Source organism: Leclercia sp. CFBP8987 (genome assembly GCF_034044995.2).
GTDB classification, from domain to species: domain Bacteria; phylum Pseudomonadota; class Gammaproteobacteria; order Enterobacterales; family Enterobacteriaceae; genus Enterobacter; species Enterobacter tamurae.
The window spans coordinates 3,907,452-3,933,931 of record NZ_CM188255.1 but is presented as its reverse complement, the minus strand read 5'-3'; the positions used below and the strand labels follow the sequence as shown (position 1 = coordinate 3,933,931).

Genomic DNA, 26,480 nt, shown 5'->3' with positions numbered 1-26,480 from the left:
AGGGGATTCTATGCCCGTCGACAGGATGCCGACACGAGAAGCGAACATCAGGATGATGGCGTTTCTTAACTCAGGACACGTCAGGAAGGCGTTACAAGGAAGGCTTCAGGAAGAAGCAAAAGGATAACGCAGGATGCGTGAAGGACACCTCCAGGAAGGAGAATGAGAGCCGGTACGGATGTCCGGTGGGTCAGGAAGACCAGGACGTTTCAGGATGAAACAGTCACATCAGGATGATGTGCGCAAGATGCAGCGGTCGAGGGAAGACCAGACCTCCGGGTCAGAGGAAAAGTTGTCACGGATGAGCAGGGAGCACTAAAAGTAGCTGGATTGCTGCGAAACGAACCGGGAGCACTGTTTTTACAGTGCTCCCTTTTTTTATTTCTGCGTGGTCTTTGCTATGCTGCCCGCCGTTCAGATTTTCAGTTGAGGTTTTCATGACGCATCACGACCACGTGCGCGCGCAGCTGCACGCCATCGAAGCTTTATTGCGCGATCATCAACTGTGGCAGGAGACGGCGCCGCAGCCTGACGCGTTTGAGAGCACGCAACCTTTCTGCATGGATACCCTGGAGCCGTTTGAGTGGCTGCAATGGGTGCTCATTCCCCGCATGCATGCCCTGATTGAGGGCGGACATTCGCTGCCACAAAACTTTGCCGTCGCCCCCTACTATGAAATGGCGCTCGACGCTGCTCATCCGTCACGCGAGGAAGTACTGGCGGCACTGCTGGCGCTGGACACCCTCTTTGGCAACGAAGCATGATTGAGATCCTCTATCAGGATGAGTGGCTGGTGGCGGTCAATAAGCCCTCCGGCTGGCTGGTGCACCGGAGCTGGCTGGATCGCGATGAAAAAGTGGTGGTGATGCAGACCGTGCGTGACCAGATTGGTCAGCATGTTTTTACCGTCCACCGCCTCGACAGACCCACTTCCGGCGTATTGTTGATGGGCCTCTCCAGCGAGGCCGGACGACGTCTGTCGCAGCAGTTCGAGCAGCATCAGATCCAGAAACGTTACCATGCGATTGTCCGGGGCTGGCTGACCGACGCCGCGACGCTCGATTATCCGCTGATCGAAGAGCTGGATAAAATCGCCGACAAATATGCCCGGGATGATAAAGAGCCGCAGCCTGCAGTAACCGACTATCGCGGTCTGGCGACTGTCGAAATGCCTGTCGCCACCAGCAAATTTCCGACCACACGCTACAGCCTGGTCGAGCTGGAGCCGAAAACCGGGCGTAAACACCAGCTGCGACGCCACCTTACCCATCTGCGTCATCCGATCATCGGTGACAGCAAGCATGGCGATCTGAAACAGAACCGCAGCGCCGCCGAACACTTTGGCTGTAACCGACTGATGCTGCACGCCAGCCAGCTGAACCTGGTGCATCCGTTTACCGGTGAGCCGCTGACGATCCGGGCCGGGCTTGATCCGGTGTGGATGCAGGCGCTGTCACACTTTGGCTGGCGCGGGCAACTCCCCGAAAATGAAAGGGTTGAGTTTGAACCCGCCAACGTTCAGGATGAACGTTAATTGCATTCATTGAGGGAGTAAACCATGGCTGTAGTCGGAATTTTTGTCGGTACGATGTACGGCAATTCGCTGCTGGTGGCCGAAGAAGCCGAAGCAATTCTCGCGGGAATGGGCCACAAAGCCACGGTGTATGAAGATCCCGAACTGGCCGACTGGGAAAAATACCAGGGCCAGTATGCGCTGGTGGTCACCTCGACAACCGGGCAGGGCGATCTGCCGGACAGTATCGTCCCGCTGTACCAGGGCATTAAAGATAAGCTGGGTTATCAGCCGGAGATGCGCTACGGCATCATCGCGCTGGGTGACAGCACCTACACCAGTTTCTGCGGTGGCGGCAAAAAGTTCGACGCCCTGTTACAGGAGCAGAGCGCTCAGCGCGTGGGTGAGATGCTGATGATCGATGCCTCTGAGCACCCTGAACCGGAAAGCGAATCCAATCCCTGGGTTGAACACTGGGGCACGCTTCTCGGCTAGATGCTTTCCCTCCCGGCCGCGGGAGGGCATTCCACCGCGTCAAGCGACCTGATTCACACTCTTCTCTTTCTCTTCTGTTGTTTTCTCACTCAGCCACGTTTCCGTGAACTACCTTCCATTGAGTTAGGCTTATGCCATAAACAACCTCAAACCCTCCCGCCAATGTTGTGTTGTTGCACGGTGAGAGGGGCCTGGATCCTTTCTTATACTTTTTCCGCCAGTTAATAAAAATGCAGTCAGTAAGGCAAAAGACCTCAACGTTTGAACTGCAAAAAACACATACACGTCATTCTGATACCCTACCGGTTGAGCTGTTCAGAATGAACGTAGCGATAAAAGCTATGATTCAGGAGTGCAAGAATGAGTTCATTAAGCCAGGCGGCGAGCAGCGCTGAAAAGCGCACCAACGCTCGCTATTGGATAGTGGTGATGCTGTTTATCGTCACATCCTTTAACTATGGCGACCGCGCCACGCTGTCGATTGCCGGTTCTGAAATGGCAAAAGATATCGGTCTGGATCCGGTCGGAATGGGTTACGTTTTCTCGGCATTTTCATGGGCCTATGTTATCGGCCAAATCCCGGGCGGCTGGTTGCTTGACCGCTTCGGTTCAAAACGCGTCTACTTCTGGTCCATCTTTATCTGGTCCCTGTTCACTCTGTTACAGGGCTTTGTCGATGTCTTTAACGGCTTTGGCATTATTGTCGCGCTCTTTACCCTGCGCTTCCTCGTCGGCCTTGCCGAAGCGCCCTCCTTCCCGGGCAATAGCCGCATAGTGGCAGCCTGGTTCCCGGCGCAGGAGAGGGGAACGGCGGTATCCATTTTTAACTCCGCGCAATACTTCGCTACCGTGATCTTCGCCCCGATCATGGGCTGGCTGACCCACGAAGTGGGCTGGTCACACGTGTTCTTCTTCATGGGCGGTCTGGGGATCATCATCAGTTTTGTGTGGCTGAAAGTGATCCACGAGCCAAACCAGCATCCGGGCGTAAACCAGAAAGAGCTGGATTACATCGCCGCGGGCGGGGCGCTGATCAACATGGATCAGGCGAAAAGCAAAGAGAAAGTGCCGTTCAGCCACAAGTGGGGTCAGATCAAACAGCTGGTGGGCACCCGCATGATGGTGGGGATCTACCTCGGCCAGTACTGTATCAACGCCTTAACTTACTTCTTTATCACCTGGTTCCCGGTCTATCTGGTGCAGGCACGCGGCATGTCGATTCTGAAAGCCGGGTTTGTGGCCTCTGTTCCGGCAATCTGCGGCTTTATCGGCGGCGTGCTGGGCGGGGTGATTTCCGACTGGCTGATGCGTCGTACCGGTTCCCTGAATATTGCCCGTAAAACGCCGATCGTGCTGGGTATGCTGCTCTCCATGTCGATGGTGTTCTGTAACTACGTTGACGCCGAGTGGATGATTATCGGCTTTATGGCGATGGCCTTCTTCGGGAAAGGGATTGGGGCGCTGGGCTGGGCGGTGATGGCCGATACCGCACCGAAAGAGATCAGCGGCCTGAGCGGCGGTCTGTTCAATATGTTCGGCAACATCTCCGGGATCGTCACCCCGATTGCCATCGGTTACATCGTCGGCACCACCGGTTCCTTCAACGGGGCACTGATCTACGTCGGGGTTCACGCTCTGGTGGCGGTACTGAGCTACCTGGTGCTGGTGGGTGATATCAAACGTATCGAACTGAAACCTGTCGGGGAGCGTTTATCATGAGTATGCAATCCAGCCCTGTCGTGACTGAAATGAAGGTTATCCCGGTTGCCGGTCAGGACAGCATGCTGCTGAACATCGGCGGCGCGCATAACGCCTGGTTTACCCGCAATATTGTGGTGCTGACCGATAACGCCGGGAATACCGGCGTTGGGGAAGCCCCCGGCGGCGAAGTGATCTATCAGACCCTGGTGGATGCCATTCCGCAGGTGGTGGGTCAGGAGGTGGCGCGGCTGAACAAAGTGGTCCAGCGCGTGCATAAAGGCAACCAGTCCGCCGATTTCGATACCTTCGGCAAAGGTGCCTGGACATTTGAACTGCGGGTCAATGCGGTAGCGGCGCTGGAAGCAGCGCTGCTGGATCTGCTCGGCAAAGCGCTGAACGTGCCGGTGTGCGAGCTGCTCGGTCCGGGCAAGCAGCGCGATGCGGTCACCGTGCTGGGCTATCTCTTCTACCTGGGCGATCGCACGAAAACCGACCTGCCCTATCTGGATCAATCCCCTGGCAGCCACGACTGGTATCACCTGCGTCATCAGGAGGCGCTCTCCAGCGAGGCGGTGGTGCGTCTGGCGGAAGCGGCCCAGGATCGCTACGGCTTTAAGGATTTCAAACTGAAAGGCGGCGTACTGCCGGGTGAACAGGAGATCGACAGCGCCCGCGCCCTGAAGAAACGCTTCCCGGACGCGCGCATTACCGTCGATCCCAACGGCGCCTGGCTGCTGGATGAAGCTATCGCCCTGTGCAAAGGCCTGGGGGATGTCCTGACCTATGCCGAAGATCCCTGCGGTGCCGAACAGGGCTTCTCCGGCCGTGAGGTGATGGCGGAGTTCCGCCGCGCCACCGGTCTGCCGGTCGCCACCAATATGATCGCCACCAACTGGCGCGAGATGGGGCACGCGGTGATGCTGAACGCGGTGGATATCCCGCTGGCGGACCCGCACTTCTGGACTCTCTCCGGCGCGGTGCGTGTGGCGCAGTTGTGCGACGACTGGGGCTTAACCTGGGGTTGCCACTCAAATAACCACTTCGATATCTCGCTGGCGATGTTCACCCATGTTGGTGCCGCGGCGCCGGGTACGCCAACGGCTATCGACACCCACTGGATCTGGCAGGAGGGCGAAGCACGGCTGACCAAAAATCCACTGGAAATTAAACACGGCAAGATTGCCGTACCGGATGCACCGGGGCTTGGCGTGGAGCTTGACTGGGATCAGATCCACAAAGCCCATGAAGCCTATAAGAAACTGCCCGGCGGCGCGCGTAATGACGCAGGCCCGATGCAGTATCTTATTCCCGGCTGGACATTTGACCGCAAACGCCCGGCGTTCGGTCGTCACTGATTAAAGGATTGAATTATGAGCACATTTACTACGCCTGTTGTCACTTCTATGCAGATCATTCCGGTTGCCGGCCATGACAGCATGCTGATGAACCTGAGTGGGGCTCACGCCCCGTTCTTCACCCGTAATATTGTGATTATCAAAGACAACTCCGGCCATACCGGCGTGGGTGAAATCCCGGGCGGGGAGAAGATCCGCAAAACCCTGGAAGATGCAATCCCGCTGGTCGTGGGCCAGACGCTGGGCGCGTACAAAAACATCCTGAATGCCGTACGTAACGAATTTGCCGACCGCGATGCGAGCGGCCGCGGGCTGCAAACCTTTGACCTGCGCACCACCATTCACGTGGTGACCGGTATCGAAGCCGCAATGCTCGACCTGCTGGGTCAGCATCTGGGGGTCAACGTCGCCTCCCTGCTGGGTGACGGGCAGCAGCGTACGGAAGTGGAGATGCTGGGCTACCTGTTCTTCGTCGGCAACCGCAAGCTGACCCCGCTGCCGTACCAGAGCCAGCCGGATGAGCAGTGCGACTGGTATCGTCTGCGCCACGAAGAGGCGATGACCCCGGATGCGGTTGTGCGTCTGGCGGAAGCGGCCTATGAGAAGTACGGCTTTAATGATTTCAAACTGAAGGGCGGCGTGCTGGCCGGGGAAGAGGAAGCGGAGTCTATTATCGCCCTGGCGAAACGCTTCCCGCAGGCGCGCGTCACCCTCGATCCCAACGGGGCCTGGTCGCTGGAAGAGGCGATCCGCATCGGTAAGCGCCTGAAGGGCGTGCTGGCTTATGCGGAAGATCCGTGCGGCGCCGAGCAGGGCTTCTCTGGCCGTGAAGTGATGGCCGAGTTCCGCCGCGCCACCGGTCTGCCAACCGCCACCAACATGATCGCCACCGACTGGCGTCAGATGGGCCATACCCTCTCCCTGCAGTCAGTCGACATTCCGCTGGCGGACCCACACTTCTGGACCATGCAGGGCTCAGTGCGCGTGGCGCAGATGTGTCACGAGTTCGGCCTGACCTGGGGCTCACACTCCAACAACCACTTCGATATCTCGCTGGCGATGTTCACCCATGTGGCCGCGGCCGCGCCGGGCACTATCACCGCGATTGATACCCACTGGATCTGGCAGGAGGGCAACCAGCGCCTGACCAAACAGCCGTTCGAAATTAAGGGCGGTATGGTGCAGGTGCCAACCACGCCGGGTCTGGGCGTTGAGCTGGATATGGATCAGGTGATGAAGGCGCACGAGCTGTACCTCCAGCACGGTCTGGGCGCGCGCGACGACGCGATGGCGATGCAGTACCTGATCCCGGAGTGGACCTTTAACAACAAACGCCCTTGCATGGTGCGTTAAGTCCGGTGCCGGTTCCTGCGGGAGTCGGCATTTTCTCTTGCGTGACGGGTGTATGCTTATGGTAGTCAACATGCGTAAGGACGGCTTATGAAGATTGTTATCGCACCGGACTCTTATAAAGAGAGCCTGAGTGCCCTGGCTGTGGCGACGGCGATAGAGCAGGGATTTTGCGAGATTTTCCCGACGGCAGAGTACGTCAAACTGCCGGTCGCCGATGGCGGTGAAGGCACTGTGGAAGCGATGGTGGCTGCCACTCAGGGAGACATTATTCAGGTGCGGGTAACGGGGCCGCTCGGCGGGCATGTTGACGGTTTTTATGGCCGCTCCGGTGATGGCAAAAGCGCGTTTATCGAGATGGCGGCGGCCAGCGGTCTGGAGCTGGTGCCCCCGGCCCAGCGTAATCCACTGAAAACCACCTCCTGGGGAACCGGGGAGCTGATCCGTCATGCGCTGGATGCGGGCGTGAAACATATCATCATTGGCATTGGCGGCAGCGCCACCAACGATGGCGGGGCAGGGATGGTGCAGGCGCTGGGCGCGAAGCTGCTGGACGAGCAGGACAACGCCCTGGGTGCCGGTGGCGGTGAGCTGGAAAAACTGGCGCGCATCGACATCAGCGGTCTGGATAAACGGCTGGCAGCCTGCCGGATTGAAGTCGCCTGCGACGTCACCAATCCCCTGACCGGGGAAAACGGTGCCAGCGCCGTGTTTGGTCCGCAGAAGGGGGCGACCCCGGAGATGATTACGCGGCTCGATGGCGCGCTGACGCACTATGCGCGGATCATTGCCCGCGATCTGGATGTCGACGTCCTCGGGCTGGCCGGCGGCGGTGCTGCGGGCGGTATGGGGGCGGCGTTATACGCTTTTTGCGGCGCGCAATTGCGCCAGGGCATTGAGATTGTGACCGATGCGCTCAACCTCGACAGCCTGGTGGCCGATGCCGATCTGGTGATCACCGGGGAAGGGCGAATCGACAGCCAGACCATTCATGGCAAAGTCCCGGTGGGAGTGGCGAAGATCGCCAAACGCCACAATAAGCCGGTGATCGGCCTCGCGGGCAGCCTGACGGCGGATGTCGGCGTGGTGCACGATCATGGCATCGATGCGGTATTTAGTGTGATCTACACCATCTGCACGCTGGAGGAGGCGCTGGAAGACGCCGCAGAAAACGTGCGGATGGCGGCAAGGAATATCGCGGCGGTGCTGAAGGTGGGGATGGAGGTGTAGCCTTTGATGTTTATTCCCTCTCCCCTATGGGGAGAGGGTTAGGGTGAGGGGCTTACGATCCCAGCACCTTCATCGCTTCCCGCGTGACGTTATCCATCTCATCCAGTAGCTCCAGGAACTCCGGTTCCAGCTCGCTTTCTGGTGTTCCGGAACGCAGCTGCTGCTCCAGCAGATGACACAGATTTTTCAGGCGCGGCACCCCACTGTACCCGCAGCTGCCGTGCAGCTTATGGATCGCATCAACGAGGTCTTCCGGGTTTTCACCTACCAGTTGCTCCTCCACCTTATTGCGGATCTCAGGCAGGAAGGCCACCAGCATCTGCAGCATCTCCCGCGCGAGGTCGTTTTTGCCCGCCGCCTGACGCAGCGCCAGCTGCCAGTCAAGGGTGGCATTGTCGTTAACCGTGATGTCGGCGGCTTCCACAGGGGCGATCCAGCTGCCTGCCGTCGGGCCGGGCTTGTAGCGCAGCAGCAGACTGTGCAGCTTCTCTTCTTCAATCGGTTTTGCCAGATAGTCGTTCATCCCGGCGCTTAACAGCTTCTCTTTCTGGCCCGCCATCGCGTGCGCAGTCACGGCGATCACCGGCGTTTGCTGCTGATGGGGGAGCTGGCGGATCAGCTCGCAGGCGCGGATCCCGTCCATGCCGGGCATCTGAATATCCATCATGATCAGGTCAAACTGCATCTGCTTCGCGCGCTCAACGGCCTGCAGGCCGCTCTCGCACAGTTCGACATGCTGAACCTGATCCTCCAGCAGGGCGCCGATCAGCTTCAGGTTGGCCGGGTTATCATCCACCGCCATCACGGTCATCGGCAGCTTGCTCTCATCGACCACGATCGGCGCAGCGGAATGGTTCAGACGGCAGTATTCGGTCAGGGTCGGCAGCAGGCGCGTGGCGGTGAGCGGCTTCAGCAGACAGGCGGCCGCCCCGTCGTGTTTCAGCTCTTCGGCGTTAATCTGCGCATGGCACGGCAGGGCCAGCAGCAGGTAGTCGGTCATCGAGGCCGCTTTCGCCATCCGCTCCTGCTGCATGGTCAGCTCGCCGGTAAAGGTCACCGGGATGCCCATCAGCAGTATGTCGTAGTGCTCAACCGGCAGCGCGGAGAAGGCCGGGCTATAAACCACCTCCAGCGGGGTGGTGCTTAACACGTCCAGCGTGCTTTGCGCCGCGGCGGCATTAGGCTCCACGTACGCCAGTCGTTTACCCTGCAGACACTCCATCCCCGGCCGGTCGATCAGAACATTCGGGTTCAGGTCGAGGTTGATATGGAACCAGAAGGTCGAGCCGCGGTTAGGCTGGCTGTGGAAGGAGATATCGCCCCCCATCTCGTTCACCAGTTTCTGGGTGATCACCAGCCCCAGGCCGGTGCCGCCATGACGCCGTGAAATACTGGCGTCGGCCTGGCGGAAGGCCTGGAACAGCCGCGACTGATCGCGCTCGGGAATACCAATCCCGGTATCGCGGATCTGCACCTCAATCTGCACCTTGGTATTGCTGATGGCGCGCTTTTCTACCAGCACGTCAATGTTACCGCTCTCGGTGAACTTGATGGCGTTACCCACCAGGTTGGTGATCACCTGCTGCAGGCGCAGCGGATCGCCAATCACGTTATCCGGCACATCATTTTTAATGTTCAGCGTCAGCTCCAGCCCTTTGTCGTGAGAGGAGTGCGCCAGCAGGGTCACCACTTCGTCCAGGGTGCTGCGCAGCGGGAAAGGAATGCTCTCCAGAATCAGTTTGCCCGCCTCAAGCTTAGAGAAGTCCAGCACGTCATTGATGATCGCCAGCAGATTGTTGGCCGACCGTTCAATGGTATGCAGGTGGTCGCGCTGGGTCGGGTTGAGCTCGGTCTTCAGGGTCAGGCGGGTAAAGCCAATCACGCCGTTGAGCGGGGTGCGCAGCTCATGGGACATGTTCGCCAGGAACTCCGACTTAATACGCGCCGCTTCCTGGGCACGCTTTTTAGCCAGATCCAGCTCGACGTTCTGGATCTCCATCTGCTCCAGGGTTTCCCGCAGATCGGAGGTGGCCTGATCGACGTTATGCTGCATCTCCTCGTGGTAGGCCGCCAGCGACATCGCCATTGAGTTGATACCGTTTTTGAGCATATCCAGCTCACCAAGCATAAAGCCTTCGACGCGGCTGTCGAGCTGACCCCGGCGGATACGGTCGACGGTATTCACCATGTTGCGGATCGGGCTGGTCACGTCGCGCATCAGACGCCAGCCGAAGATCAGCGCAATGCCGATACAGAACAGCATCATCACCGTGGAGATGAAGATTTCCCGGTACTGCTGCAGCCGCACGGACTTGAGATCCAGCTCCAGCGCCACATATCCCAGCATGTTGTTATTGGGCTTGGCATCCGCTTCGACAGATTCATCCGGTGAATAGCTTTCCGAGATGATCGGCGTGCGCAGGATCATCTTTTCGCCCTGGCGAATCACGCTCAGCCGTGTCGGGAAGGGCATGCCGGCCGGGAGCTTCAGCGTGCCCGGGTCAAGCTGGATATTGGAGGTGACAAACAGGCGATTGTGTTGGTCATACACCGAAATCGCCCGCACAATATCCGAGTGACGGCGGTGCAGGATGCTAATGAGCTGGCCGATAGACTCGCGATTTTGCAGGGTCATGCCGTACTCGCTGGAGACCGCCAGCGGCTCAATAATGCTGGCCCCCGCGTCCTCGAGCTGGCGCTGCAGGTCGTTATAACGGTGCACCACAAAGAAGGTACTCAGCAGTAAACCAATGAGTACGGTAGGGGCGAGGATCAAAATCATCATGCGCGCACGCAGGCTGTAGTTGGTCATGGAGTTCCGTTATGGGACAATTAGAGTCAATATGTTCATTTGAGATAATACCCGGCAATGGCGCAATTCTACTCTGCAAAGCGGCGCGTGACGACGCGTCAGATCATAACTGTTGATGTGACAGACCTCGATCCCTTCGGTCAGGGGGTGGCGCGCCATGATGGTAAAGCCCTGTTTATTCCCGGCCTGCTGCCCGATGAGCGTGCAGAGATCACCCTGACGGAAGAGAAACGCCAGTACGCGCGCGGGCAGGTAAAACGTCGCCTTAACGACAGCCCGCAACGTGAGAAACCGCGTTGCCCGCACTTTGGCGTCTGCGGTGGTTGCCAACAGCAGCATGCCAGCATCGCGTTACAGGAGCGCAGCAAAAGCAATGCCCTGGCGCGCCTGCTGAAGCACGACGTCAACGAGGTGATCGCCGATAAACCCTGGGGCTATCGCCGCCGGGCGCGCCTGAGCCTGAACTATCAGCCGAAAACCGCGCGTCTGGAGATGGGCTTTCGCAAGGCTAACTCCAGCGACATCGTCGACGTCAAACAGTGCCCCATTCTGGTGCCCCGTCTTGAGGCATTGCTGCCAGAAGTGCGCAAATGTCTCTCAGACCTGCAGGGCGTTCGTCACCTGGGCCACGTCGAACTGGTGCTGGCCAACAGCGGCCCGCTGATGGTGCTACGCCATACTGCACCGCTTTCGGCCAAAGATCGCGAAAAACTGGAACGCTTTTCGCATTCCCATGAGCTTGACCTTTATCTCGCCCCGCAAAGCGAGATACTTGAGCAACTGAGCGGTGAAACGCCCTGGTATGATTCAGACGGGCTACGCTTAACGTTCAGTCCGCGCGATTTCATTCAGGTCAATGATGGCGTTAACCAACAGATGGTCGCGACCGCACTCGACTGGCTGGATATACAGCCGGATGATCGGGTGCTCGATCTGTTCTGCGGGATGGGCAACTTTACCCTGCCGCTGGCAAAACGGGCGCACAGCGTGGTCGGTGTGGAGGGCGTGGCGGCGTTGGTGGAGAAAGGACGCGACAACGCCATTCACAATGGGCTGCAAAACGTGACATTTTTTCATGAGAATCTGGAAGAGGATGTCACTCAGCAGCCCTGGGCGGCGCACGGCTTCGACAAAATCCTGCTGGATCCGGCCCGTGCAGGCGCGCCAGGCGTGATGCAGCATATTATTAAACTCGCCCCTAAACGCGTGGTCTATGTTTCCTGTAATCCGGCGACGCTTGCCCGGGACAGCGAAGCATTATTAGCGGCGGGTTACCAGATTCAGCGTCTGGCAATGCTCGATATGTTCCCGCACACTGGACATCTGGAATCAATGGCGTTGTTTGAACACAACTGATGAGTTTCGGCTTGTCGAATTCGACAGGCAAGGGTCCCTAAAGGAGAGGACAATGGTTGCGGTAAGAAGTGCACATCTCAATAAAGCTGGTGAGTTTGACCCACAAAAATGGATCGCAAGTCTGGGGATTGCCAGCCAGCAGTCGTGTGAACGCTTAACCGAAACCTGGGCTTACTGTCTGCGCACCACCAAGGGGCATCCCGATGCCGAGCTGCTGCTGTGGCGCGGCGTGGAGATGGTGGAAATCCTCTCCATGCTCAGCATGGATATCGACACCCTGCTCGCCGCTATGCTGTTCCCGCTGGCCGACGCCGAGGTGGTCTCCGAAGAGGTACTGCGCGAAAGCGTCGGTACATCGATCGTCTCGCTGATCCACGGCGTGCGCGACATGGCGGCTATCCGCCAGCTGAAAGCCACCCACACCGACTCCGTCTCGTCCGAACAGGTCGATAACGTTCGCCGTATGCTGCTGGCCATGGTGGATGACTTCCGCTGCGTGGTGATTAAGCTTGCCGAACGCGTCGCCCACCTGCGGGAAGTGAAGGATGCGCCTGAAGATGAGCGCGTGCTGGCGGCGAAAGAGTGCACCAATATCTATGCCCCGCTGGCGAACCGTCTGGGCATCGGGCAACTGAAATGGGAGCTGGAAGATTACTGCTTCCGCTATCTGCACCCGGCGGAATACAAACGTATTGCGAAACTGCTGCACGAACGCCGTATCGACCGGGAACACTACATCGAGGAGTTTGTCGGCGGCTTACGTCAGTCGATGAAAGAAGAGGGCGTGAAGGCTGAGGTCTATGGCCGGCCGAAGCATATCTACAGCATCTGGCGCAAAATGCAGAAGAAGCATCTCGCCTTTGATGAGCTGTTTGATGTGCGCGCCGTGCGTATCGTCGCCGAGCGTCTGCAGGACTGCTACGCCGCGCTGGGGATTGTTCACACCCACTTCCGCCACATGCCGGATGAGTTTGACGACTACGTCGCCAACCCGAAACCGAACGGCTATCAGTCGATCCATACCGTGGTACTGGGGCCGGGCGGTAAACCGGTGGAGATCCAGATCCGCACTAAACAGATGCACGAAGAGTCCGAACTCGGCGTCGCCGCGCACTGGAAGTACAAAGAGGGCACCTCAGGCGGGGCGCGCTCCGGTCACGAAGATCGCATCGCCTGGCTGCGTAAGCTGATTGCGTGGCAGGAAGAGATGGCCGACTCCGGCGAGATGCTCGACGAAGTGCGCAGCCAGGTCTTTGACGACCGGGTCTACGTCTTTACCCCGAAAGGTGACGTGGTTGACCTCCCGGCAGGCTCAACGCCGCTCGACTTCGCCTACCACATCCACAGCGACGTGGGGCATCGCTGCATCGGGGCTAAAATCGGCGGGCGCATCGTGCCGTTTACCTATCAGCTGCAGATGGGCGATCAGGTGGACATCATCACCCAGAAGCAGCCGAACCCGAGCCGCGACTGGCTCAACCCGAACCTGGGCTACATCACCACCAGCCGCGGACGCTCCAAGATCCACGCCTGGTTCCGCAAGCAGGATCGTGACAAGAACATCCTGGCCGGTCGTCAGATCCTCGACGACGAGCTGGAGCATCTGGGCATCCACCTGAAAGAGGCGGAGAAGCAGCTGCTGCCGCGCTACAACTTCAACGAGCTGGATGAGCTGCTGGCCGCTATCGGCGGCGGGGATATTCGTCTTAACCAGATGGTGAATTTCCTGCAGGCGCAGTTCAACAAACCGAGTGCGGCTGAGCAGGATGCAGCGGCGCTGAAGCAGCTGCAGCAGAAGAGCTATACCCCGCAGCACCGCAGCAAAGAAAAAGACAATGGCCGGGTGGTCGTGGAGGGCGTCGGGAATCTGATGCACCACATTGCCCGCTGCTGTCAGCCGATCCCGGGAGACGAGATCGTCGGCTTCATCACCCAGGGGCGCGGGATCTCTATTCACCGCGCGGACTGCGATCAGCTGGAAGATTTGCAGTCCCATGCGCCGGAACGAATCGTCGATGCGGTGTGGGGCGAAAGTTACTCCGCGGGCTATTCGCTGGTGGTGCGGGTGTCGGCCAACGATCGCAGCGGCCTGCTGCGCGATATCACCACCATTCTGGCCAACGAAAAGGTGAACGTGCTGGGCGTTGCCAGCCGCAGCGACACCCGTCAGCAGCTCGCCACCATCGATATGACCATCGAAATCTATAACCTGCAGGTGCTGGGCCGGGTGCTCGGCAAGCTGAACCAGGTGCCGGATGTGATAGACGCCCGTCGTCTTCACGGCGGGTAAGATTACCATCTTTTGTAGGCCGGGTAAGGCGCAGCCGCCACCCGGCGTTACCGATTTAACAGGATAAGACATGACCCAAATCGACCGCCTGCTCGGCATTATGCAACGTCTGCGCGACCCGGAAACCGGCTGTCCGTGGGACAAAGAGCAGACTTTCGCCACCATCGCCCCCTACACCCTGGAAGAGACCTACGAGGTGCTGGACGCCATCTCCCGGGAAGATTTTGACGATCTGCGCGGCGAGCTGGGCGACCTGCTGTTCCAGGTGGTGTTCTATGCGCAGATGGCGCAGGAAGAGGGACGCTTTGATTTCAACGACATCTGCGCCGCCATCAGCGATAAGCTGGAGCGCCGTCACCCGCATATCTTTGGCGATGCCACCGCGGAAAACAGTACCGACGTGCTGGCCCGCTGGGAGCAGATCAAAAGCGCAGAACGGGCTGAAAAATCTCAGCATTCAGCGCTGGACGATATCCCGTTAAGCCTGCCAGCGCTGATGCGTGCGCACAAGATCCAGAAACGCTGCTCGACGGTGGGGTTTGACTGGACCTCTTTAGGCCCGGTGCTCGACAAAGTGCATGAAGAGATCGACGAAGTGATGCACGAAGCGCAGCAGGCGGTAGTGGACCAGGAGAAGGTGGAAGAGGAGATGGGGGATCTGCTGTTTGCCACCGTCAATCTCTCCCGTCATTTAGGGGTTAAAGCCGAAGTGGCGCTGCAAAAAGCCAACCTCAAATTCGAACGCCGCTTCCGGGAAGTGGAGCGTATTATCGCGGCCCGCGGCCTGGAAATGACTGGGGTGGACCTCGATGCGATGGAAGAAGTCTGGCAGGAAGTAAAACGCCAGGAATCTGATCTCTAACGGGTTTTTGCGATCAAGCGCAATTTGTGTGATTTTTTAAATGACAAGCGCTTGATTTGCGTCAAAAACATTTACCCAAAAGGGGCTATTTTCTCACTCCCAATATGAGTCAAAGCCTGAGACAGGAGACGGAGAATGAAAGTTTGTGGCGCTCGCCGTGTTCGGGTATACTACTTTCCCGTCCTGGTTATTCCATCGTTTCACCCTAACTTCTCAGGTTCAGCATGACAACGAACTATATTTTTGTGACCGGCGGGGTTGTATCCTCTCTGGGTAAAGGCATTGCCGCAGCCTCCCTCGCAGCCATTCTTGAAGCCCGTGGCCTCAATGTGACCATGATGAAGCTGGATCCGTACATCAACGTCGATCCAGGTACCATGAGCCCGATCCAACACGGGGAAGTGTTCGTTACTGAAGACGGCGCTGAAACCGATCTGGACCTGGGTCACTACGAGCGCTTCATTCGCACCAAAATGACCCGTCGTAACAACTTCACGACCGGCCGTATCTACTCCGACGTTCTGCGCAAAGAGCGCCGTGGCGACTATCTGGGCGCTACCGTTCAGGTTATCCCGCACATCACCAACGCCATTAAAGAGCGTGTTCTGGCGGGTGGCGAAGGTCACGACGTGGTGCTGGTAGAGATCGGCGGTACCGTTGGTGATATCGAATCCCTGCCGTTCCTGGAAGCGATTCGTCAGCTGGCGGTGGATATCGGTCGTGAACACGCGCTGTTCATGCACCTGACCCTGGTGCCATACATGGCTGCCGCAGGTGAAGTGAAAACCAAGCCGACCCAGCACTCTGTGAAAGAGCTGCTCTCCATCGGTATTCAGCCTGACATTCTGGTTTGCCGCTCCGATCGTGCGGTTCCGGCCAACGAACGTGCGAAAATTGCATTGTTCTGTAACGTGCCAGAAAAAGCTGTTATTTCAATGAAAGATGTCGATTCCATTTATAAAATCCCGGGCCTGTTGAAATCACAGGGCCTCGACGATTATATTTGTAAACGATTCAGCTTGAACTGTCCGGACGCAAACCTGTCAGAATGGGAACAGGTGATTTACGAAGAAGCGAACCCGGCAGGCGAAGTGACTATCGGTATGGTCGGCAAGTACATTGAGCTGCCGGACGCCTATAAGTCAGTTATCGAAGCGCTGAAACACGGTGGTCTGAAGAACCGCGTGACCGTCAACATCAAGCTGATTGATTCACAGGATGTTGAAACCCGCGGTGTCGAAATTCTGAAAGATCTGGATGCTATTTTGATCCCTGGCGGCTTCGGCTACCGTGGTGTTGAAGGCAAGATCGCTACCGCACGCTATGCGCGTGAAAACAATATTCCTTACCTCGGCATTTGCCTGGGTATGCAGGTTGCGCTGATTGAATTCGCCCGCAACGTGGTGGGGATGGAAAACGCGAACTCTACGGAATTTGTGCCAGACTGTAAGTACCCTGTTGTGGCGCTTATCACCGAATGGCGCGACGAAGAAGGTAACGTCGAAGTCCGTACCGAGAAGAGCGATCTGGGTGGCACGATGCGTCTGGGTGCACAGGCTTGTCAGCTCTCTGACGACAGCCTGGTTCGCCAGATGTACGGTGCGCCGACAATCACTGAACGCCATCGTCACCGTTATGAAGTCAACAACCTGCTGTTGAAACAGATTGAAGCTGCGGGTCTGCGTATTGCGGGCCGCTCCGGGGATGATCAGTTGGTCGAGATCATCGAAGTGCCGAACCACCCATGGTTCGTCGCCTGTCAGTTCCACCCGGAATTTACTTCTACGCCGCGTGATGGACATCCGCTGTTTGCTGGCTTTGTGAAAGCCGCCAGTGAGTTCCAGAAGCGTCAGGCGAAGTAAGAAAAGTTAGAACGGCAGCGCGTACAAAGGTACGCGCTGTTTGTCTGGAGTTTTAGTTTAACTTGTACTGAGGAAAATCTAATGTCCAAAATCGTTAAAGTCATCGGTCGTGAAATCATCGACTCCCGTGGTAACCCGACTGTTGAAGCCGAAGTACACCTGGAAGGTGGTTTCGTCGGTATGGCAGCTGCGCCGTCAGGTGCTTCTACTGGTTCCCGCGAAGCGCTGGAACTGCGCGATGGCGACAAATCCCGTTTCCTGGGCAAAGGCGTAACCAAAGCTGTTGGCGCGGTTAACGGCCCAATTGCACAGGCAATCCTTGGCAAAGACGCCAAAGACCAGGCTGGCATCGATAAAATCATGATCGATCTGGACGGTACTGAAAACAAATCTAACTTCGGTGCGAACGCAATCCTGGCTGTTTCCCTGGCGAACGCCAAAGCAGCAGCGGCTTCTAAAGGTCAGCCACTGTTCGAACACATCGCTGAACTGAACGGCACTCCAGGCAAATACTCTATGCCAGTTCCGATGATGAACATCATCAACGGCGGCGAGCACGCAGACAACAACGTAGATATTCAGGAATTTATGATTCAGCCAGTTGGCGCGAAATCCCTGAAAGAAGCAGTACGTATGGGTTCTGAAGTGTTCCACAACCTGGCTAAAGTTCTGAAAGCTAAAGGTATGAACACTGCAGTAGGTGACGAAGGTGGTTATGCACCTAACCTGGGCTCCAACGCCGAAGCACTGGCTGTAATCGCTGAAGCGGTTAAAGCAGCAGGCTACGAGCTGGGCACCGACATCACCCTGGCGATGGACTGTGCAGCATCTGAATTCTACAAAGACGGTAAATACGTTCTGGCTGGCGAAGGCAACAAAGCCTTCACCTCTGAAGAGTTCACTCACTTCCTGGAAGACCTGACCAAACAGTACCCAATCGTTTCTATCGAAGACGGTCTGGACGAGTCTGACTGGGATGGTTTCGCATACCAGACCAAAGTTCTGGGCGACAAAATCCAGCTGGTTGGTGACGATCTGTTCGTAACCAACACCAAGATCCTGAAAGAAGGTATCGAGAAAGGCATCGTTAACTCCATCCTGATCAAATTCAACCAGATCGGTTCTCTGACCGAAACTCTGGCTGCGATCAAAATGGCGAAAGACGCTGGCTACACTGCCGTTATCTCTCACCGTTCAGGCGAAACTGAAGACGCTACCATCGCTGACCTGGCTGTTGGTACCGCTGCTGGCCAGATCAAAACAGGTTCTATGAGCCGTTCTGACCGTGTTGCTAAATACAACCAGCTGATTCGTATCGAAGAAGCGCTGGGCGAAAAAGCACCATACAACGGCCGTAAAGAGATCAAAGGTCAGTAATTCTGAGCCTTAATCTTTAGAAAAAACCCGCTTCGGCGGGTTTTTTTATGTCTGCGTTAAAGCAGCAGGGGCAGGGTAGCGCTGGCGGTTTGCTGGCTGGCGTCGCCGTAGCGGTTGTCCAGGGAGATGAGCGTGGTGGCAAGCAGCTCCACCAAAAGCATCACCCCCACTTTGGCATTCATCGCGCCGGCGCTGAGTGGGCCTTCGGGTTTTGCCGCAACCAGCTGCATATCGCTGATTGAAGCCAACGGGCTGCGCGGCGTATTGCTGAGAGCCAGCACGCGTGCTCCACGTTTACGCGCAAGTTTCACCACGTGCAGCAGATCGCGGGTTGATCCTGAACTCGAAATCGCCACCACCAGATCCTCTTTACCCAGTGTGGTTGCGCTCATCGAGGCGCGGTGCATGTCGCTTAACAGCTGCGCAGGTTTACCCAGACGCAGCAGTTTGTAGTGCAGATAGTCACCCAGAATGGCACTTGCCGCCACGCCGTAGATATAAACCGAACGCGCCTGATGCAGTGCCTGAGCGGCCTGCAGCAGCATATCCCTGTCAAGCAGCCGGGCGGTATCCCGCAGCGCCAGAACGGACTCTTCCACGACCTCATCCACCCGATCGCCCTGCGCAACCGGGGCCTGGTCACGCTGAACGTCCAGCGCCAGCGCCATCTTGAACTCCGTATAGCCTTTACAACCCAGCGTGCGACAAAGTCTGGTCACGCTTGCCTCGCTGGTTTCGCTCTCACGCGCCAGTTCGGTAATGGTGAAATAGAGCACTTTTGCCGGATCGCTTAAGACGAACTCGCCCAGTTTTTGCTGGGTCGGACTATAGCCAGAGACACCCTGTCGCAGCCTCAGCAGCAGATTTTCATTTTCTGACATGCAAAATCCTTAATGCGTTTCTCTGTGGGCTAGTGTGGCGGAAAGCGGGGGCGAGACGCCAGACATTTTAAAAAAGTATGATCGCTCTCCAGGTTATTGGTGATAATTTTCACTTTATTATTTTTATATGGTAAAAATTTTCATCAAATAATCGGGGAGTGAAAAAATGATGCAACTGTTCAGCGGCGCCTCATCGGGCGCATGGTTTGAAAAAGCCCAGCGCTTTGGCAAATCCTTTATGTTACCCATTGCCGTGCTGCCCGCTGCGGGTCTGCTGTTAGGCATTGGCGGCGCACTGTCGAATCCCAATACGCTCGCGGCCTACCCCTTCCTGGATGTGAGCTGGCTACAGGCGATATTTACCATCATGAGCAGCGCCGGCTCGATTGTCTTTGCCAATCTCTCGGTGCTTTTTGCCGTGGGGGTGGCCGTGGGGCTGGCGAAAACCGATAAGGGCACTGCGGGCCTGGCGGCACTACTGGCGTTCCTGGTAATGAATGCCACCATTAACGCACTGCTGATCCTTAATGGCACTCTGGCGCAGGAGAACCCCGGCGCGGTGGGGCAGGGGATGACGCTGGGTATTCAGACCCTGGAAACTGGCGTCTTTGGCGGGGTGGTCATCGGGCTGGTAACCTGTACCTTGCACCATCGGTTTAACAAAATTGCCCTGCCGCAATTTCTCGGTTTCTTTGGCGGGTCACGCTTTGTCCCTATTATCAGCTCGCTGGCGGCGATACTGGTGGGCGCGATCATGACCGTCGTCTGGCCGCACTTTCAGAAGCTAATTTTTGGCCTCGGCGGTCTGGTCGATGCGACCGGGTATCTGGGCACCTTCCTGTACGGCTTTATCCTGCGCATGCTCGGTCCCTTCGGCCTGCATCACATTTTCTATCTGCCCTTCTGGACCACCGCCCTCGGCGGCAGCGAGATTGTCAACGGTCAGCTGATTGAAGGTACACAGCGCATCTTCTTTGCCCAGCTCGCCGACCCGAATACCCAGCAGTTCTACGCGGGCACCTCGCGCTTCATGTCCGGACGCTTTATCACCATGATGTTTGGCCTGATCGGTGCTTGTCTGGCGATGTATCACACGGCAAAGCCTGAAAATAAAAAGCGGGTCGCGGGGCTGCTGCTTTCGGCGGCGCTGACCTCTTTCCTGACCGGTATCACCGAGCCTATCGAGTTCTCCTTCCTGTTCATCGCCCCGGTGCTGTACGTCATCCACGCACTGTTCGACGGGCTGGCCTTTATGCTCGCCCATATTCTGCACATCACCATAGGGCAGACCTTCTCAGGCGGTTTTATCGATTTCGTTCTGTTCGGCATTCTGCAGGGCGAAGCCAAAACCCACTGGCTGTACGTGCCGCTGGTCGGGGTTCCCTGGTTCTTCCTGTACTACTTCACCTTCCGCTTCCTGATTAACCGTTTCGATTTTGCGACCCCGGGTCGGGAGAAAGAGGCTGTGGCGGAAACCGCGCTTCCGCAAAGCGAACGGGCGCAGGCGATCATTGAGGGCCTGGGTGGCAGGGAGAATCTGGACGAGGTGGACTGCTGCGCCACACGTTTACGCGTGACGGTGAAAGACGGCGGCAAAGTGAACGAAGCCATGCTCAAGGCAACCGGCGCTCGCGGCGTGATCCTGCGGGGCAATGGCGTACAGGTTATCTACGGTCCGCATGTCACCATCATCAAAAACGAAGTTGAAGAGATCTTATCGTAATGAAAAATGTACTGGATATTTTGAAAGGTAAGCTGATCGTCTCCTGTCAGGCGCTGGATAACGAACCCTTACACAGCCCGTTTATTATGGCGCGCATGGCGCTGGCGGCGGCGCAGGGCGGGGCGGTGGCCATCCGCGCCAACAGCGTCGTGGACATCGAGGCCATCAAAAAACAGGTTTCGCTGCCGGTGATTGGCATTATCAAGCGCGACTATCCGGCCAGCGAGGTATTTATTACCGCCACGCTGCGGGAGGTGGATGAACTGATGGCCGTAAAACCGGAGATTATCGCTCTTGATGCTACCGCGCGTCCGCGTCCCGGCGGCCAGACGCTCGCCGGGCTGATGGCAGCGATCCGGGCGCGATACCCGTCCCAACTGCTGATGGCGGATATCGCCACGGTGGAGGAGGCGAAAACCGCCCAGGCGCTGGGTTTTGACTGCGTGGGCACCACGCTTTACGGCTACACGGCCGATACCGCAGGCCATAAGCTGAAAGAGCGGGAGTGCGAGTTTCTGCGGGAGGTCGTCGCGGCGGTCACCATCCCGGTGGTGGCCGAAGGCAACGTCGAAACGCCGGAACTGGCTGCCCGCTGTCTTGACCTGGGGGCGCATACGGTGGTGGTAGGCGGGGCGATCACGCGCCCGCAGCAGATTACGGCGCGATTTGTTGGTGCAATCGAGGCACAGAGCACCGATCGGGCATGATCCTGGGCCGGGGATCTGCGATACTTAACGTTTATCCCCTTCTTTGAGATGACTATGCAGTACCCGATTAACGAGATGTTCCAGACCCTGCAAGGCGAGGGTTACTTCACTGGCGTTCCCGCTATCTTCATTCGTCTGCAGGGATGCCCGGTGGGTTGTGCCTGGTGTGATACCAAACATACCTGGGAAACGCTTAGCGATCGGGAAGTGTCACTGTTCAGCATTCTGGCCAAAACCAAAGAGAGCGACAAATGGGGCGCGGCGAACCCGGAAGATCTGCTGGCGATTATTGGCCGTCAGGGCTGGACCGCGCGTCATGTGGTGATCACCGGCGGCGAGCCCTGCATCCATGACCTGATCCCGCTGACCTCGCTGCTCGAAAAAAACGGCTTTAGCTGCCAGATTGAGACCAGCGGCACGCACGAAGTGCGCTGCTCTCACACCACCTGGGTGACGGTATCGCCAAAAGTGAATATGCGTGGCGGTTACAATGTGCTGTCCCAGGCGCTGGAGCGTGCCGATGAGATTAAGCACCCGGTAGGCCGCGTTCGTGATATCGAAGCGCTGGATGAACTGCTGGAGACGCTGACCGATGACAAACAGCGCGTTATTGCGCTGCAACCGATCAGCCAGAAAGAGGACGCCACGCGTCTGTGCATTGAGACCTGTATTGCGCGCAACTGGCGTCTGTCGATGCAGACGCACAAGTACCTGAATATCGCCTGAAAAAAAGCCCGGTGGCGCGCACGCTTACCGGGCTTATAACGCTTGCCTGATTGATTACCCGCGATAGACACAACCTGCCGTGCAGGTCTCTTTGATCATCACCGCGCTCAGCAGTGGCACCAGCGGTTTCATCTCATTCCAGATCCATTTGGCCAGCACTTCGCTGGTCGGGTTTTCCAGTCCGGGAATATCATTCAGATAGTAGTGATCGAGGCGGTTATAGGTTGGCTTAAACGCCGCTTTCAGTTCGGAGAAGTCCATAATCCAGCCCGTATGCGGATCAACCTCACCCGTAATTTCAAGGCGCACCATAAAGGAGTGCCCGTGCAGACGACCACATTTATGGCCTTCCGGGACATGAGGGAGATGGTGGGCGGCTTCGAAGATGAAATCTTTAAACAGTGTGGTGGACATCATGAACTCTCAAGAATGCGGAAAAACCGCCGCATAATACCGGAAAGCACCTTTTTTATCATTACCTAAAACGGCCCTTACCACCCGATACGCTTTGGGTGGGCAGCAACCTTATTTTTATCTTTTATTTTCATGCAGTTAATTAATCGTTTTTATTGTTAAGAACGATAGCAAAAACAGGTTAGTCCATTTGGTTATTTATTATTTCCATCCCGTCTTTAATTGTTATGATCCGCGCCGTTAACCTTACACTCTGTTCTGTCTTTCAGATAAAAATTCAGCTTTGCTACTGGAACATAACGACGCATGACAACACAGGCCCCACCTTCAAATTTGCTTCCCCTGAACCCGGAGCAACTGGCACGCCTGCAGGCAGCCACCACTGATTTTTCACCTACCCAGCTTGCCTGGGTTTCTGGTTATTTCTGGGGAATGCTCAATCAACAGCCGGGTGCTGTGGTGAGTGCACCGGCTGCGGCCGTTGAGATCCCGGCAATTACGCTTATCTCCGCTTCGCAAACCGGCAATGCCCGTCGCGTGGCGGAAGCCCTGCGGGACGATCTGCTGGCGGCCAAACTGAACGTGAACCTGGTGAACGCCGGGGATTATAAATTTAAGCAAATCGCGTCAGAGAAGCTGGTTGTCGTTGTGACCTCTACCCAGGGAGAAGGTGAGCCGCCTGAAGAAGCGGTTGCGCTGCATAAGTTCCTGTTCTCGAAAAAAGCGCCAAAACTGGCGGGCACCGCCTTTGCGGTCTTCGGTCTCGGCGACTCCTCCTACGAATTCTTCTGCCAGTCCGGTAAAGATTTTGACAGCAAGCTGGCTGAACTGGGCGGCGAGCGCCTGCTCGATCGCGTGGATACCGACGTCGAATACCAGGCCGCGGCTGCCGAATGGCGCGCACGCATTGTTGACGTGCTGAAAGCCCGCGTGCCGAAAGAGACGCTGGCGCAGGCGGCAGTTACCGCCGCTGGCGTGGTAAACGACATTCATACCAGCCCGTACACCAAAGAAGCGCCGCTGACGGCGAGTCTCGCGGTTAATCAGAAAATCACCGGTCGTGATTCTGAGAAAGACGTGCGCCATATCGAAATCGATTTAGGCGACTCCGGCCTGCGCTACCAGCCGGGCGATGCCCTTGGCGTCTGGTATCAGAACGATCCGGCGCTGGTGAAAGAGCTGGTTGAGCTGCTGTGGCTGAAGGGCGATGAAGTGGTGTCGGTAGACGGCAAAACCCTGCCGCTCTCGGAAGCGCTGCAGTGGCATTTCGAGCTGACCGTCAATACCGCCAACATCGTGGAAAACTACGCCACCCTGACCCGCAGCGAATCCCTGCTGCCGCTGGTGGGCGACAAAGCCAAACTGCAACAGTACGCCACCACCACGCCAATTGTGGACATGGTGCGTTTCTCCCCGGCACAGTTGGATGCTGAAGCGTTAATCGGCCTGCTGCGTCCGCTGACGCCGCGCCTGTACTCTATCGCGTCGGCCCAGGCCGAGGTAGAAAGCGAAGTCCACGTCACCGTAGGCGTGGTGCGTTACGACATCGAAGGTCGCGCCCGTGCCGGTGGTGCCTCCAGCTTCCTGGCAGATCGCGTGGAAGAAGAGGGCGAGGTGCGGGTCTTTATCGAGCACAACGACAACTTCCGCCTGCCGGCCAACCCGGAAACCCCGGTGATCATGATTGGCCCAGGCACTGGTATCGCGCCGTTCCGCGCCTTTATGCAGCAGCGCGCCGCCGATGAAGCGCCGGGCAAAAACTGGCTGTTCTTTGGTAACCCGCACTTCACCGAAGATTTCCTCTACCAGGTAGAGTGGCAGCGCTATGTGAAAGAGGGCGTGCTCTCGCGCATCGATCTGGCCTGGTCCCGCGATCAAAAACAAAAAATATACGTACAAGACAAACTGCGCGAACAGGGCGCAGAGCTGTGGCGCTGGATTAATGATGGTGCCCACATTTATGTCTGCGGCGACGCCAATCGCATGGCGAAAGACGTTGAGCAGGCGTTGCTGGAAGTGATTGCTGAATTCGGTGGCATGGATACTGAATCGGCGGATGAATTTTTAAGTGAGCTGCGCGTCGAGCGCCGTTATCAGCGAGATGTCTACTAATGAGCGAAAAACATCCTGGCCCTCTGGTGGTCGAAGGCAAACTGACTGATGCCGAGCGCATGAAGGTTGATAGTAACTACCTGCGCGGCACCATTGCCGAAGATTTAAATGACGGTCTGACCGGCGGTTTCAACGGCGACAACTTCCTGCTGATCCGTTTCCACGGTATGTACCAGCAGGACGATCGCGATATCCGCGCCGAGCGTGCTGAACAGAAGCTGGAGCCGCGTCACGCGATGCTGCTGCGCTGCCGCCTGCCGGGCGGCATCATCACCACCAAACAGTGGCAGGCGATCGACAAATTCGCCCATGACAACACCATTTATGGCAGCATCCGTCTGACCAACCGTCAGACTTTCCAGTTCCACGGCATTCTGAAGAAGAACGTGAAGCCGGTACACCAGATGCTGCACTCCGTCGGGCTGGACGCGCTGGCGACCGCCAACGACATGAACCGTAACGTGTTGTGTACCTCCAACCCGTACGAGTCCGAGCTGCACGCTGAAGCCTACGAGTGGGCGAAGAAGATCTCCGAACATCTGCTGCCGCGTACCCGCGCCTATGCTGAGATCTGGCTGGATCAGGAGAAGGTTGCAACCACCGACGAAGAGCCGATCCTCGGTCAGACCTATCTGCCGCGTAAGTTTAAAACCACGGTGGTGATCCCGCCGCAGAACGATATCGATCTGCACGCCAACGACATGAACTTCGTGGCGATTGCCGAGAACGGCAAGCTGGTGGGCTTTAACCTGCTGGTGGGCGGTGGTCTGTCGATTGAGCACGGTAACAAGAAAACCTACGCCCGCACCGCGAGCGAGTTCGGTTATCTGCCGCTGGAGCACACCCTGGCGGTGGCCGAAGCGGTGGTGACCACCCAGCGCGACTGGGGTAACCGTACCGATCGTAAAAACGCCAAGACCAAATACACCCTGGAACGCGTCGGCGTAGAGACCTTTAAAGAAGAAGTAGAGCGTCGCGCCGGTATCAAGTTTGAGCCGATCCGTCCGTACGAATTCACCGGTCGCGGCGATCGTATCGGCTGGGTAAAAGGCATCGACAATAAATGGCACCTGACGCTGTTTATTGAGAACGGGCGTATTCTCGATTATCCGGGCCGTCCGCTGAAAACCGGTCTGCTGGAGATCGCGAAGATCCACAAAGGCGAGTTCCGCATTACCGCCAACCAGAACCTGATCATTGCTGGCGTGCCGGAAAGCGAGAAAGCGAAGATCGAGAAGCTGGCGCGGGATCACACGCTGATGGACGCGGTAAAACCGCAGCGTGAAAACTCGATGGCCTGCGTCTCCTTCCCGACCTGTCCGCTGGCGATGGCCGAAGCCGAGCGCTTCCTGCCGTCGTTCACCGACAAAGTGGAAGCGGTGCTGGAAAAACACGGCATTCCTGACGAGCATATCGTGATGCGCGTCACCGGCTGCCCGAACGGCTGTGGCCGTGCGCTGCTGGCGGAGCTGGGGCTGGTGGGTAAAGCCCCTGGCCGTTACAACCTGCACCTTGGGGGTAACCGCAGCGGAACGCGCATTCCGCGTATGTATCGCGAGAACATTACGGAACCAGAAATTCTTGACTCCATAGACCTGCTTGTCGGGCGCTGGGCGAAAGAGCGCGAAGCGGGTGAAGGCTTCGGCGACTTTACGGTGCGTGCGGGCATCATTCGTCCAGTGCTCGATCCCGCCCGGGATTTCTGGGAGTAACT

20 protein-coding genes are annotated in these 26,480 nt (G+C 57.3%); 17 read left to right on the top strand and 3 right to left on the bottom strand.

Translation table 11 applies throughout. The features are described from left to right. Positions 1-437: 437 nt before the first annotated feature. The 7 genes from SOM40_RS18905 to SOM40_RS18875 all read left to right on the top strand — a co-directional run bounded on the left by SOM40_RS18905 (position 438) and on the right by SOM40_RS18875 (position 7,644). Positions 438-764: a YqcC family protein gene (locus SOM40_RS18905; protein WP_166183785.1), complete on the top strand. Its 327-nt coding sequence runs from the start codon at positions 438-440 to the stop codon at positions 762-764. Then, positions 761-1,534 (top strand): tRNA pseudouridine(65) synthase TruC, encoded by a 774-nt coding sequence (gene truC, locus SOM40_RS18900; RefSeq protein WP_106994450.1) that lies wholly within the window; start codon positions 761-763, stop codon positions 1,532-1,534. Before SOM40_RS18905 ends, truC begins: the two co-directional genes overlap by 4 nt. Before the next feature lie 24 nt (positions 1,535-1,558). Then, positions 1,559-2,008 carry a flavodoxin gene (locus tag SOM40_RS18895; RefSeq protein ID WP_106994451.1) on the top strand — a complete coding sequence of 150 codons (450 nt, stop codon included), beginning with the start codon at positions 1,559-1,561 and terminating at the stop codon, positions 2,006-2,008. A 360-nt stretch (positions 2,009-2,368) separates the two neighbouring features. Further along, complete coding sequence (gudP, locus tag SOM40_RS18890) at positions 2,369-3,727, top strand: galactarate/glucarate/glycerate transporter GudP (protein WP_262672647.1); 1,359 nt, start codon at positions 2,369-2,371, stop codon at positions 3,725-3,727. Further along, entirely contained in the window at positions 3,724-5,064 is a 1,341-nt protein-coding gene (locus SOM40_RS18885) for an enolase C-terminal domain-like protein (RefSeq protein ID WP_106994453.1), read from the top strand. The genes gudP and SOM40_RS18885 overlap by 4 nt, the downstream gene beginning before the upstream one ends. Positions 5,065-5,076: 12 nt before the next feature. Then, positions 5,077-6,417 (top strand): glucarate dehydratase, encoded by a 1,341-nt coding sequence (gene gudD / locus SOM40_RS18880; protein ID WP_181247297.1) that lies wholly within the window; start codon positions 5,077-5,079, stop codon positions 6,415-6,417. 87 nt (positions 6,418-6,504) lie between these two features. After that, positions 6,505-7,644, top strand: a complete 1,140-nt coding sequence (locus tag SOM40_RS18875; RefSeq protein ID WP_320530549.1) for a glycerate kinase — start codon at positions 6,505-6,507, stop codon at positions 7,642-7,644. A 52-nt stretch (positions 7,645-7,696) separates the two neighbouring features. On the opposite strand, the gene barA is transcribed toward SOM40_RS18875, so the two are convergent. Next, entirely contained in the window at positions 7,697-10,456 is a 2,760-nt protein-coding gene (barA, locus tag SOM40_RS18870; protein ID WP_320530548.1) for a two-component sensor histidine kinase BarA, read from the bottom strand. Positions 10,457-10,513: 57 nt separating this feature from the next. On the opposite strand from barA, the gene rlmD reads away from it, so the two are divergent. The 5 genes from rlmD (at position 10,514) to eno (ending at position 18,203) form a co-directional block, all read left to right on the top strand. Continuing rightward, the gene (gene rlmD, locus SOM40_RS18865; protein WP_312190298.1) at positions 10,514-11,812 is read left to right on the top strand and encodes a 23S rRNA (uracil(1939)-C(5))-methyltransferase RlmD; all 1,299 of its coding nucleotides are present in this window, start codon (positions 10,514-10,516) and stop codon (positions 11,810-11,812) included. 52 nt (positions 11,813-11,864) lie between these two features. Beyond that, positions 11,865-14,102 carry a GTP diphosphokinase gene (gene relA, locus SOM40_RS18860; RefSeq protein ID WP_106994458.1) on the top strand — a complete coding sequence of 746 codons (2,238 nt, stop codon included), beginning with the start codon at positions 11,865-11,867 and terminating at the stop codon, positions 14,100-14,102. A 70-nt stretch (positions 14,103-14,172) separates the two neighbouring features. Continuing rightward, the gene (gene mazG, locus SOM40_RS18855; protein WP_312997151.1) at positions 14,173-14,964 is read left to right on the top strand and encodes a nucleoside triphosphate pyrophosphohydrolase; all 792 of its coding nucleotides are present in this window, start codon (positions 14,173-14,175) and stop codon (positions 14,962-14,964) included. A 224-nt stretch (positions 14,965-15,188) separates the two neighbouring features. Beyond that, entirely contained in the window at positions 15,189-16,826 is a 1,638-nt protein-coding gene (gene pyrG / locus SOM40_RS18850; protein WP_166183765.1) for a glutamine hydrolyzing CTP synthase, read from the top strand. 81 nt (positions 16,827-16,907) lie between these two features. Then, positions 16,908-18,203: a phosphopyruvate hydratase gene (gene eno, locus SOM40_RS18845; protein ID WP_106994461.1), complete on the top strand. Its 1,296-nt coding sequence runs from the start codon at positions 16,908-16,910 to the stop codon at positions 18,201-18,203. 56 nt (positions 18,204-18,259) lie between these two features. Here the strand turns inward: eno and SOM40_RS18840 are convergent, their stop codons facing one another. Then, positions 18,260-19,084 (bottom strand): MurR/RpiR family transcriptional regulator, encoded by an 825-nt coding sequence (locus SOM40_RS18840; protein WP_106994462.1) that lies wholly within the window; start codon positions 19,082-19,084, stop codon positions 18,260-18,262. Between the two features lie 166 nt (positions 19,085-19,250). On the opposite strand from SOM40_RS18840, the gene SOM40_RS18835 reads away from it, so the two are divergent. Genes SOM40_RS18835 through queE form a run of 3 tightly spaced genes read left to right on the top strand, consistent with a single transcriptional unit; the run spans position 19,251 to position 22,240 of the window. Continuing rightward, a complete protein-coding gene (locus SOM40_RS18835) occupies positions 19,251-20,807 on the top strand; it encodes a maltose/glucose-specific PTS transporter subunit IIC (protein WP_261645003.1) in 1,557 nt (518 codons plus the stop codon). Then, on the top strand, positions 20,807-21,514 hold the full coding sequence (locus tag SOM40_RS18830; protein ID WP_320530547.1) for an N-acetylmannosamine-6-phosphate 2-epimerase: 708 nt from the start codon (positions 20,807-20,809) through the stop codon (positions 21,512-21,514). Before SOM40_RS18835 ends, SOM40_RS18830 begins: the two co-directional genes overlap by 1 nt. A gap of 54 nt (positions 21,515-21,568) precedes the next feature. Further along, a complete protein-coding gene (gene queE / locus SOM40_RS18825) occupies positions 21,569-22,240 on the top strand; it encodes a 7-carboxy-7-deazaguanine synthase QueE (protein WP_166183755.1) in 672 nt (223 codons plus the stop codon). A gap of 54 nt (positions 22,241-22,294) precedes the next feature. Here the strand turns inward: queE and queD are convergent, their stop codons facing one another. Next, positions 22,295-22,657: a 6-carboxytetrahydropterin synthase QueD gene (gene queD / locus SOM40_RS18820; protein WP_312079645.1), complete on the bottom strand. Its 363-nt coding sequence runs from the start codon at positions 22,655-22,657 to the stop codon at positions 22,295-22,297. A 303-nt stretch (positions 22,658-22,960) separates the two neighbouring features. On the opposite strand from queD, the gene cysJ reads away from it, so the two are divergent. Continuing rightward, positions 22,961-24,766, top strand: a complete 1,806-nt coding sequence (gene cysJ / locus SOM40_RS18815) for an NADPH-dependent assimilatory sulfite reductase flavoprotein subunit (protein ID WP_261645000.1) — start codon at positions 22,961-22,963, stop codon at positions 24,764-24,766. Then, positions 24,766-26,478, top strand: coding sequence for an assimilatory sulfite reductase (NADPH) hemoprotein subunit (gene cysI, locus SOM40_RS18810; protein WP_106994467.1), 1,713 nt, complete (start codon positions 24,766-24,768; stop codon positions 26,476-26,478). Before cysJ ends, cysI begins: the two co-directional genes overlap by 1 nt. The last annotated feature ends 2 nt before the right edge of the window (positions 26,479-26,480 follow it).